This is a genomic window from Sulfurovum xiamenensis (genome assembly GCF_030347995.1).
GTDB classification, from domain to species: Bacteria; Campylobacterota; Campylobacteria; order Campylobacterales; family Sulfurovaceae; genus Sulfurovum; species Sulfurovum xiamenensis.
Window position 1 is genome coordinate 468,451 of sequence record NZ_JAQIBC010000002.1, and the last position, 11,505, is coordinate 479,955.

General features: G+C 37.1%; 10 protein-coding genes. 2 read left to right on the plus strand and 8 right to left on the minus strand.

Annotated features, from left to right (window positions below; all coding sequences use genetic code 11):
- The first annotated feature begins 67 nt into the window (after positions 1 to 67).
- Together truD and PF327_RS05510 are read left to right on the plus strand one after the other, a co-directional pair.
- Positions 68 to 1,192: a tRNA pseudouridine(13) synthase TruD gene (truD, locus tag PF327_RS05505; protein WP_289401627.1), complete on the plus strand. Its 1,125-nt coding sequence runs from the start codon at positions 68 to 70 to the stop codon at positions 1,190 to 1,192.
- A gap of 134 nt (positions 1,193 to 1,326) precedes the next feature.
- Positions 1,327 to 1,671, plus strand: a complete 345-nt coding sequence (locus PF327_RS05510) for a hypothetical protein (protein WP_289401628.1) — start codon at positions 1,327 to 1,329, stop codon at positions 1,669 to 1,671.
- A 39-nt stretch (positions 1,672 to 1,710) separates the two neighbouring features.
- Here PF327_RS05510 and PF327_RS05515 read toward each other — a convergent pair whose 3' ends face one another.
- The 8 genes from PF327_RS05515 to PF327_RS05550 all read right to left on the minus strand — a co-directional run bounded on the left by PF327_RS05515 (position 1,711) and on the right by PF327_RS05550 (position 11,171).
- The gene (locus tag PF327_RS05515; RefSeq protein WP_289401629.1) at positions 1,711 to 3,045 is read right to left on the minus strand and encodes a DEAD/DEAH box helicase; all 1,335 of its coding nucleotides are present in this window, start codon (positions 3,043 to 3,045) and stop codon (positions 1,711 to 1,713) included.
- Positions 3,046 to 3,053: 8 nt separating this feature from the next.
- Complete coding sequence (locus tag PF327_RS05520; RefSeq protein ID WP_289401630.1) at positions 3,054 to 4,106, minus strand: CNNM domain-containing protein; 1,053 nt, start codon at positions 4,104 to 4,106, stop codon at positions 3,054 to 3,056.
- A 16-nt stretch (positions 4,107 to 4,122) separates the two neighbouring features.
- Entirely contained in the window at positions 4,123 to 5,451 is a 1,329-nt protein-coding gene (mgtE, locus tag PF327_RS05525; RefSeq protein ID WP_289401631.1) for a magnesium transporter, read from the minus strand.
- Positions 5,452 to 5,585: 134 nt separating this feature from the next.
- Positions 5,586 to 5,774 (minus strand): YgaP family membrane protein, encoded by a 189-nt coding sequence (locus PF327_RS05530; protein WP_289401632.1) that lies wholly within the window; start codon positions 5,772 to 5,774, stop codon positions 5,586 to 5,588.
- Between the two features lie 138 nt (positions 5,775 to 5,912).
- Complete coding sequence (locus PF327_RS05535; RefSeq protein WP_289401633.1) at positions 5,913 to 7,274, minus strand: TolC family protein; 1,362 nt, start codon at positions 7,272 to 7,274, stop codon at positions 5,913 to 5,915.
- Positions 7,274 to 8,545 carry an HlyD family secretion protein gene (locus PF327_RS05540; protein ID WP_289401634.1) on the minus strand — a complete coding sequence of 424 codons (1,272 nt, stop codon included), beginning with the start codon at positions 8,543 to 8,545 and terminating at the stop codon, positions 7,274 to 7,276. The genes PF327_RS05535 and PF327_RS05540 overlap by 1 nt, the downstream gene beginning before the upstream one ends.
- Positions 8,538 to 9,497 (minus strand): ATP-binding cassette domain-containing protein, encoded by a 960-nt coding sequence (locus PF327_RS05545; RefSeq protein ID WP_289401636.1) that lies wholly within the window; start codon positions 9,495 to 9,497, stop codon positions 8,538 to 8,540. Before PF327_RS05545 ends, PF327_RS05540 begins: the two co-directional genes overlap by 8 nt.
- 219 nt (positions 9,498 to 9,716) lie before the next feature.
- The gene (locus PF327_RS05550) at positions 9,717 to 11,171 is read right to left on the minus strand and encodes an acetyl-CoA carboxylase biotin carboxylase subunit (RefSeq protein ID WP_289401637.1); all 1,455 of its coding nucleotides are present in this window, start codon (positions 11,169 to 11,171) and stop codon (positions 9,717 to 9,719) included.
- Between the last annotated feature and the right edge of the window lie 334 nt (positions 11,172 to 11,505).

Sequence of the window (11,505 nt, forward strand, 5' to 3'; positions counted from 1 at the left end):
TTAATTATTATTTAAGTTTTATATATAAAAAAGATCAAATATATATATCAAATCATGATGAAATCTGATGATCACATCATTATTTCGCTATAATTCCTCCATGAATCACATTAAAACCTACGCCTATAACCATACCCCTCTCAAGTTTGACTTTAAACAGACTGTCGAACGATTTTTTGTTGAGGAGATACCTCTTTACACTTTTACCGGTACTGGAAATTTTCTCATACTCAAGATCAAGAAAACCGATATGAGCACATGGAAACTGGTTACAGTCCTTGCTAAGGCAACTGGTCTTCAAGAGCGTGATATCGGTTATGCAGGACTTAAAGACAAAAATGCCACCACCATACAATACATTTCTCTTCCAAAAAAGTACGAAAAGGAACTGAACAAAAACCTTACAACAGAGAAGATCGAGATACTAGAACGTACCTACAACAAAGCACCAATCAAAATAGGACACCTTAAAGGTAACCGTTTCTCCATTGTCTTGCATGATATTGCTGAAAATGAAGCAAAGTTTTTCAATACCACAGCAAAAAAAATGCAAGTGGATGGCATACCCAACTATTATGGGTACCAGCGTTTCGGTGAAGACAGCCGTTCCTATCTCCAGGGCAAAGAGATAGCCCATTCAGGGAAACGTCTGAAAGGCAGTAAAGAAAAACTGCTTGTCTCCGCTTACCAGAGCTACCTTTACAATAAATGGCTGGCTTCAAGAGTAAAGCTCTCTGCCATCATCAGAGACCATAAAGTAGAAGCAGCAGCAAAAAAGCTCCAATATCCACTGGAACTTGTTAAAGTTTTGGCCAAGCAGCCTCAGTTTTTCAAACTCTTTATCGGTGATGTTATCATGCCTTATCCTTATGGAAAAAGTGATTACGTGAAAGAGATGCAGCAAAGTGCCCAAGCCTTCGAACAAAAGAAGATCTCCCCTACCGGACTGTTATGTGGGGCCAATGCGCTAAGGGCTAAAAGTGATGCCTACCATCTTGAAGAAGCCTATGATGATACAGACTTGAACACACTAAAAGGAGACAGACGTTTTGCATGGATCTGGCCTCAAGATGTAGAAACAATGTATGATACTCATACGAAAAAACTTACCGTTGAGTTTTATCTTCCTAAAGGTTCCTATGCTACTACATTTTTGGAAGAGATCGGGAAGTTTTCTTTGAAGGAAGTATAAGTCTATAAGGGCACTAGAACCGATCGAAGAAGGTTACATTGTATCGTTAATTTGCGCATTATTGATACAAAAACTCATCTAAAATCTTTTAATAAAAGATATAATATTTAATCTCATAAAGAAGGAAAGAATTAATGCAATTTACATTTGGTGATTATACGATAAAAACACATGAACTTGATCAGAAACTCTCCGTTCAAGTGACGTCTGAGTTAGGTGAGGTACTTTTGAATGATGACGATAAACGTACAAGCGATTTTCCCAATGAAGTCTGTTTCTATATCAAAAATCCTACCCATAAACCTGAAGCAAAAGGGTTGAAAAAATTTATTTTTGGTGACTACACTTTTATTTTGGGTATCAACTATGCAGGTGAACTTTTTCTTTTCCACAGTGTAAAACTCACTATTGGAAAAAAACGCATCGATGGCAAAGATACACTGACCTTGGCATTTTTAAAAGATCTTAATTCCAAATAAGCGGTATGTACCTTCGGGTACATATCATTTAAAAGGAAATTACTTTCTTCCTCTACCTCGTTTTTTATTCTTCTCTATCTTCGGTTTTGCAACATCAAATGCTTTAAACCCGTCGCGTTTGGTTGTTTTACGTTTTTTACTTTTAGGTGCAGTCGCTGTCTTGGTTTTCTTTTTTCCAAAAGCCCCATCCGTCTTTTTATATTCATTGGGATTTTTACGAGCACCTTTTTGTTTCGCTATCTCTTTGGGGGCATATCCTTCCAGTTTTTCTTGAGGAATACGCTTGCCCATAAGACGCTCCACATCTTTAAGAGCGACCATTTCTAGAGGTGAGATGAGCGTAATGGCCAATCCTTTTGCCCCTGCCCTTCCCGTACGTCCTATACGGTGTATGTAGTCTCCTGTAACGTGGGGGATATCATAATTCATGACGACACCTAAGGCAGGTATATCCAGTCCTCGAGCTGCGATGTCGGTCGCAACTAGTACCCGTACTTTTCCTTCTTTAAAGCCTTCTAATGCTCTAGATCTTTCACCTGATGTTTTACCACCGTGGATCACTGCTGTTATAAGCCCTGAAAGATTCAACTCTTTACTTACTTCATCTGCAACTTCTTTTTTACGGGTGAAGACAAGTACCTGCTTATAATTTCGTGAACCTATAAGGTAGGAGAGTAGCTCAGTTTTTTTCTCTTTCTCGACAGGGTAGACGATCTGTTCTACAGTATGAGCAGAAGTTCCCATACTGTCGATTTCTATGAGCTTGGGTTTTTGGAGTATCTGCTCTGCCAGTCTTTTGACAGATCCTGAAAGTGTTGCCGAGATAAGTACATTCTGCCGTTTATCCGGGAGATGCTGAAGTATCTTACCCACCTCATGCACAAAGCCCATATCCAGAATCGTATCTGCCTCATCTAAGACTAAGTATGCAACACTTTCAAGATTGATATTTTTTTGCCCTATATGTTCCAAGAGACGTCCGCTCGTAGCGACGATAATATCTATCCCTGCTTTTAGTCTATTCGCCTGTGAAGTTAAGTTTGCTCCGCCATAGAGCACTATACTTTTTAAAGGGAGGTACTTTCCATACGCTTCTATACTTGCATGTACCTGTTTGGCGAGTTCCCGTGTAGGTACCAAAATGACTGCTTTGGGGTAGTGTTGTCCTTCAACAAAATGTTTACTGAGTTCCTGGAGTATAGGGAGTGAAAAACCTGCTGTCTTTCCTGTCCCCGTCTGTGCACCGGCCATGATATCACGACCCGTGAACATAGCGGGGATCAGTGCTTTTTGGATAGGCGTAGCAGACTCATAGCCTTTCTCATTCAGTGCTTTTAAGATCTCTGCAGATAACCCAAGTGTAGCTAATGACAAAGTAAGCCTTATTCTTCTTCGTTAGAAATACTCTCTAACCTACGTTTAAGACGCATCTTTTGTTTTGCAACTTCTCTCATATCAGCATCACTGTCACTCTCATCAACGATCTCAACACCTAGTATGGTCTCAACACAATCTTCAAGTGTCACAATTCCTTCAGTCTGGTCATAGTTATCAAGGACGAGAAACATATGCTCTTTTTTCTTAATAAACAGATCAAGTGCCTTAGATACAGGCAAGTTTTCTGAGATCTTAAAAATGTCTTTTTGTATTGTACTTAACGCTACAGTATCATCTTTTAGACCTTGTTTAAAGATTTTTTTAGTCATTACTATACCGGTAATATTTTCAATGCTCTCATCGTAGACAGGTACTCTTGAGAATTTAAATATCGCTGGTTCACTCTCAACAATATCTTTAATACTTCTACTCCCATCTAAAGCAAAAACAACTGTTCTAGGCGTTAATATATCTTTGATCTTTATCTTATCAAGAAGAAGAATATTTTCGATCACATCCGATTCCTGCTCTTTAAGAAGTCCCTCATCTTCACTATGCAAAGTACTCTGTAAAAGTTCTTCTTTCGTCAAACTGGTTGTATCAACACCTCTACTTATACGATTGGTCACAAAGAGTGTTAAAATGATAATAGGGTACGTTATCCAAATAAAAAAATGAATCACGTATGCCGCCACAGGTGATAAAGATTTCCAGTACACTGCACCTATGGTTTTAGGAATGATCTCAGACAAAAAAAGAATAGCAAATGTCAAGGCAATAGATACATAAAATACCGCACCTACTCCATAAATACTTTCAGCCTGTGCCCCCACAGCAGCTGCACCCAAAGTATTGGCAATCGTATTGAGAATTAAAATAGAAGATAAAGATTTGTTGATATTAATTTTATGTCCTCTTAAAAGTCTTCCTGCGATAGGACGCTCTTTTTCAAGCACTGAAACATATGCCATGTTGACAGAGAGTAAAACAGATTCTAAAATTGAACAGATGAAGGATATCATCACTGCTAAAGTGAAATAAAGAATTAACAAATCCATGTATAAAAAAATACCTTTATAATAATATTAGGGTCGCTAGACCCAAGAACGAAAAGAAGCCTACAACATCCGTTACCGTTGTAAGTACCACAGTACTTCCAATGGCTGGATCAACTTCCATTTTTTTGAGTAACAATGGCACCATAGCACCAAAGAAACCTGCACTCAATAGATTGATGACCATAGAGAGTGCGATCACGATACCAAGCATCCCTTTATCAAACCATATTGAGGCTATTATACCCATGATTATAGCAAAAAGGAAACCATTTGCAAGAGAGAGTATGACTTCTTTCCTTATCGTACGAAATGCATCATGCTGTGCAATGTCACCAAGTGCAAGCTGACGTACAACCACCGTAAGACTTTGCGTCCCTGCATTGCCACCCATAGAAGCTACGATAGGCATCAAAATAGCCAACGCGACAATGCTCTGAAGTGTATCTTCAAAAAGGCCTATGACCAAAGAAGCAGTGATAGCTGTGATCAGATTCACCCCCAACCATACAGCACGTGATTTACCTGCTTTAAAGATATCTTCATCCTCTTCTGCATCGTCATTCACCCCTGCCAAATGGTACATTTGATCTGTCGCCTGTTCATTGATAATGTCATAGATATCATCTGAAGTAATACGCCCAAGAAGCATACCCTTCTCATCAATAATAGGCATCGATGACAGGTCATACTCCTGAAACTTCTGTACGATATCACTGATATCGTCAGAATCGTATCCCATAACAGGTTTATATTTTTCAGGGTTTTCGTTAATATTCTCTTCTAGTGTCTGATCAAAATTAAAGACCAGAAGATGGTCCAAACCTATACCATAACGCAAGTGATGCTTTTCATCCGTGACAAAAAGATAATTCACATTCTCAAGTTCATCATTACGTCTTAGTTTCGCAAATTGTCTGATCACATCATGTACCGTATCATGTAAATTGGCCGTATATACCTCTACTTGCATATACGCACCCGCGATATCATCATCATACTGCTTAAGCTTTAAAATATCTGCCTGGTCATCTTCATCCAACTGGCTAAATACTGCTTTAGCCATACTTGAATCGACCTCTTCAAGCTCCTGCATAAAGTCTGTCTGGTCATCACTTTCCAGTTCAGCGACCGAATCTGCAATTTCTTTTGTGGTAAAAGACTCAACAATATCTTCAAAATATCTGTCCGGAAGTTCCAATGCAACATCTGCAATAAGCTCTCTAGGTATGGCCTGTAATGCTTCACGAAAACTTTTTTCATTGAGATCTTTAAGAATATTCGCTATCTCTGAAGGATGCAGTTCATCATGAGGATGATCATTTAAATATTGTGTGAGTGTATCCATAGCCTGTACCTTTGAAGCGTTGTATTGTGAAATTATACTTTATTAAATATATGAACGGTTGAATTATGAAGAGTGTGCTAATGTAATAGCGTTAAAAGTAAGTGTAAAACAGATGAGGATCCACCTCATCTATTTTATTTTTCTGATATATCACACTTTTGAGTGGCGATACATGCCGGACAAAAGTTGCTAAGTCCTGCAATAAGTGGGATCATACCAAGATAGAACCAAGCATTTCCTGAGTATACACCATAACCGATAAGTGCCGATCCTACCACAATTCTCACAGGTCTACATGTGGCTCTCCATTTATTTATATCCATACTGTTTCCTTTGATATATTTCCTGATATTGTATTATAAATAACTTAAGATTATATAAAAGAAAAGATATACTAATATTTAGAAGAGATGAAGAGTGATCTGCCCAATATCTAGAATGTATATCAACAGATCACACTTTTAAAGTGTCATGGACTCTCCCATCTCTTTTTTTATCTCCTGTTGTATCACCAAGGCATTGAGGTAGTATTCCAATTGCTTTTTCTTTACTTCCAATGTTCTTATTTCACGTTGATTGATCTGAAAAAGGTCACTTGAACCTACTTCATATTTTTTATTTTCGGCTTCTTCAAGTGTCTCAACGATCTTTGTTTCTTTCTCCCCTAATTCTATATTTTGATTGATAATATCTAATGAATAGATGAGATTACTGAGATTTGTTTTCAATTCTAACAGTAATCTATGTTTCTCTTCTTCAATTTGACTCATACCTTTTTGTATCTCGATCATCTTTCCCTTATAAGAGCGTCTTTCTAATGGTATATCAAATTGTAATCCAACTTTGATACCCTCTCCATATTGAATATCATGAACACCATAGGCAAAAAGATTTAACTTCGGATACGCGGATACACTATTATAGGTTGTATCCAGGTCCAGTTTAGTGCGTTGGGAGTCCAAGACTTTGATATCCGGTCTATGTGTTAATGCTTGAGTGATCGCATTTTGAAAAAGTATTTTTTCACTCTTCAGCATTTTTAATGAAGGGAGAACATATCTCAGTTCAAACTCTTTTTTAGAGAGGTTCAGATAATTTAAAAAGAGCTGTAAGGCCTGACTATAATTGTTTTTAGTTGTGAGAACTCTTTGTTCACGATTAATGATCTGCTGTTTAGATTCGAGTATTGCAACATCAGCAAGATCTCCTGAGCTGACTCTTTTCTCAATAAAACGATTTCTTTTGGTCGCTTTATGCAGCAGTTTTTTCTCAAGCTTTAGTACTTCACTATAGTAGAGAAGTTGATAATACGAAGTAACGATATGCGTATAGAGATTTCTTAAATTGTTTTGTGATTCAAAAGCCGATCTAGTCGCATTTATTTTCGCAGCTTCAAGTGTATATTTTCGTTCATTCATATCGTTCAATAGTGAAAATACGGGTACTTTCACTCCCACACGCAATTCCCCTTCACTACCTGTTTTGATATTGTTATACTCTTGAATGCCTTCAGCTCTCCTATACCCTACAATAAATTCTGTACCGTTTTCTGTCGGTTTGCTAAAAGAGATATCAGAAAATTCACCTGTACTTATCGGATACTCTTTTTGGTCATACGCTACAGAGAGTTTCGTATCAAAGCCTCCCTCTGCTGATTGAATACGGGCTGCATCAATATATTGTTGTCCCACTGCCGTGTAAATATAGGGGTTTTCTTCTGTGAGATAGTGTTTCATATGATCCACGGTAAAGATCTCTTGAGAAAAAGCTTCATGAGAAAAGATACACATACCCACAGCGTATCTTAAAAGTGTTTTTTTCATTATTTTTGCTCCGGTGTGACCATATTTGCAGGGAATGCATTCATTAAGCGCCAAAGTTCATACCAGATCGGTACACGTGACAAAGCAACCCATGCCATTGCATCAGTACCCACACGAAGTTTTTCATGAGAAGGCCATGGTTCATTCGGATCTTCAACCACATAGGCATAGTAAGCACCTTTCTCATGTAATATCGGATCAACTCTCTTAATAATGCCTCCAAAGGTACCAAATCTTATCACCGGCCATCCGGGAATATGCAACACAGGCCATCCATGAAATCTGATCCTTACCGGAAGTCCCTCTTTGATTAAAGGCATATTGAAGTCCGAAACCTTTAACAAAAGTGCACTGGTATTGACATCGGGAGAAAAACGTAGGATCGGTTGCCCTTTTTTAATATAGGTATTCTTGTCATTTTCCAAGATACGCATGACAAAACCGTCTTTTTTTGAAACTACTGATGATGTTTCATATCTGGCTATCTCTGTCAAATGTTTTTCATAGTCTCTTGTTAAAATATTTAAGCGTGTTTCCACCCCTAACATATTGTTTTCAAGTGTTCTTATCTGATTTTCTATTTCTTCTAAAAAGTGTTGTTTTTCCTGTTGAATGATTGATAAATGACGCTTTTGCACCTCTATATCAATTTCAATCTTCTCTAATTTTGTTTTCGCATTGATATATTGGTTCTCACTTTTCTCATAATTCTTTTTTGATTCTATTTTTTGAAGATAGAGTTGTTTAACCCTGGTAAAATGGTTGAATAAAACTTCATAGTTTTTCTTTTCTGCCTGATATTTGAGCTGTAGACTTTTCAACTGTTCCTCTGCCTGAATATAACGTTTATCATAGAGCTCCATGCGTATTTTTTTCTGATTCAGAAGACTGGTGTCTTTTTGTTTGAGTACAATGAGTTCATTTTCTATATTCTGATGCTGCTGTTCGAAATCCTCTTTCATTTTATATACACGTGTTCTATAGTCTTTATCAGGATCGATCATATTGAAGAGTTTCATCCCCTTGCGTACATGTTCGTTCTCTGAAACATAAAAAGTATCAATAAAACCATCGATAGGTGCAGAGATAGACTGTATTCTCTGGGTGGGGTCATACGCGATCAATGTACCTTCCCCCTGAACAGTTTGTCTCCAGGGCAGAAAAAGAATGGCTATGAAAAAAAGTATCAGAAAAAAAGTAAAACGCCCAATACGATTCACAAAAGGATGAGTCTCAGTAAGTTTCAATGCATCAAATTCAAATCTATCCATCGTTCTTATCCTCCAGACCTACTGACAACTTATTGACTTTATAGAGTCCTTCGATCATATCGTAAATATAATCAAGCTGTTTTGCAAATCCTTTTAATGCATACGTAATAGAGGTCACAATAATTTCAGCCGCAACAAATTCCCCCAAAGGCAAACTTCCATTGATTACAAGATAACCTCCTATGACCAAGAACATACTAAAAATGAACCCTTCTGCAAAATAAGTAAATCCCAATTGTCTGATAATGATCTGAAATAACTTTTTCCTGGCATCTACATACTGACTTAAACTGGTGTTGAACTTTGTCAGCGTTTCTTTTTCACTACCCTTCTCTTCATTGATATGCTGTAAAAAATAGATGGTACTATGTTTTGCATCTGAACGCTCCAATGCTCTTTTAGCTGCATTATGACCAAGTAGAAACAACAGAATGATATAGATAGAGAAAAAGAGTGCCCCCGCAGCAAATAGTACCGGATCAAATGCAAGTAACAAAAGAAGACTCACAACGATCTTGATCATCAATCCCAAGCCATCAAGCAAAAGAATAGGAAAAAACTTTTGGATCGAAGTGATATCAAAAAAGTAGTTCATTAATTTTCTATGGTTAATTTCGTCATTATGATCTTCGTGCTTCAGATGTAATGCTTTTGTCGCCACTTCTATACCTTCTTGAAGAAAAACTTTCTGTTGAAACTTTTCGACAATATAGCCTTTAAGCAATTGTAAAATGGTAATAAATAGAAATAACACAAGGACTACTGATCCCAAAATAACTACAGAGAGCGAAGCATGTGCCAATACACTGTTGATGATAATTGCGGATGCAAGAGGAATAGACAAGACAAGAATAGCATCTATGATAGAGTAATAGACTAAATGAAAAATGTTTTTTCGATCTTCTTTAATGATTTTTTTTACATAATTCACAACAATATCATTGAGTTTCATACATACCCTTTATAATTCACCGAATCTTCTAATCAAAAAACTCTTAAATAATCATATAGTAAGTATCTTAATATGCCCAAGCTATCTTACAATCATGCCCTAGGTTCAACATGCATCATACTTTATAGTTGTGTAAAAACAATACAAAGTATGACATTTTTATTTATTAGGTGAAGAACACGTAGTAAATAATATAAAATTAATTGTAACTAAATGTAACTAGATAAAATCACCTTTTTTCGAGGTTAAACCTTTTTGCATCAATTTTGAGAAAAATGAACTGATACGTTTATCTTCCGTTGGTGCGATGGCATTAAGCAGTGCATATTGCTCTACACGTTTGTCTAAGAATCCTGTATCAAAGATACCTTTTTGGAAACTCTCATCACACACTATCTCTTTATGGAATGGAATGTTGGTTGTAAGACCTTCTATGTAGTATTCATCCAGCGCTCTTTTGGCTTTTTTCACTACACCTTCCCAGTCTAATGCCCATACGATCAGTTTTCCTATCATTGAATCATAATTGGTAGGTATAGAGTATCCGCCGTATACACTTGTATCAAGCCTTACTCCTGGTCCACCCGGTGTTAAGTACTTTTCGATCGTTCCAAATGATGGCATAAAATTGTTGAGCGGGTCTTCTGCATTAATCCTGAACTCAATAGCATATCCTCTAAAAACGATCTCTTCTTGTAAGAAATGAAGCTTGTCACCTTCTGCAATTTGGATCATTCGTTGTACGATATCCACACCAGTGATGATCTCTGTGACCGGATGTTCGACCTGAAGACGTGTATTCATTTCGATAAAGTAGATATTATCATTTTCGTCTAGCAAAAATTCGATCGTCCCTACGTTCTCATACCCTAGACGGTTCATCGCTCTGATAGCTATACGATAGAGTTCTTTTCGCGTATCATCATTAAGACTTGGAGAAGGTGCGATCTCGATCACTTTTTGGTGACGTCTCTGAATGGAACAGTCTCTTTCACCCAAATGCACCACATTCCCATACTTATCTGCAATAACCTGTACTTCAATATGTCGAGGATTACTTACAAATTTTTCTATGAATACATCACCGTTTCCAAAGAACTTTTTGGCCTCGCTTGTTGCTGCATCAAAGAGTGAATCGAACTGTTTTGCTTCATGCACGACACGCATTCCACGACCACCACCACCAAATGCTGCTTTAATGATAACTGGGAAGCCTATCTCTTGAGAGATCTTTTGCGCTTCTTTTTTATCTGTGATAGGAGTAGTAGTACCTTCAAGCACAGGTACACCTATCTCTTTCATGGCATTTTTGGAAGTGATCTTGTCACCAAAAAGTTCAATATGTTCTGCTTTTGGTCCAATAAAGATAATACCGTTCTCATCACAGGCTCTTGCAAAGTCAGCACTTTCAGACAAAAAACCATACCCTGGATGGATAGCACTACACTTTAACTCTTTAGCCACCCTGATAATATTCTCATAATCCAGATAGACTTGCACAGGATGTCCCTCTAACAGGACACTCTTATCTGCTTTCTGTACCCATGAGCCTTCACTGTCAGCATCAGAGTGTATCACTACACTCGTAATATCCAACTCTTTACATGCTCTGATAATACGTAGTGCAATTTCACCACGATTGGCTATTAAGATTTTTGTTATCTTTCTACTCATTTGAATTCCTTCAATTTTAGTTGTCAGTATTTTAAAGGTTTTTAGATTTTATCTCTACACTATTTTTGTTCTATAAATTATCTATTTTTGATATTTAATTGTCTTTTTTTAATACTATAGTTATCCAATATTGGTATTATTTTGTTATCAAATGAAAAACAATCCCCAAAGTACTCTTTACTTTTTTTCATGTAATAAAACAAGGGAGTCGCTCACAATACATTTTCCACCATATCTGTCTATGAAAGCTCTGATCTTCTCTATCATCTTTTCAAATTTTTCCTCTTCACAGACGGTAAAGATATAGTTATTGCTAAGAAGATCATTCGCTTCA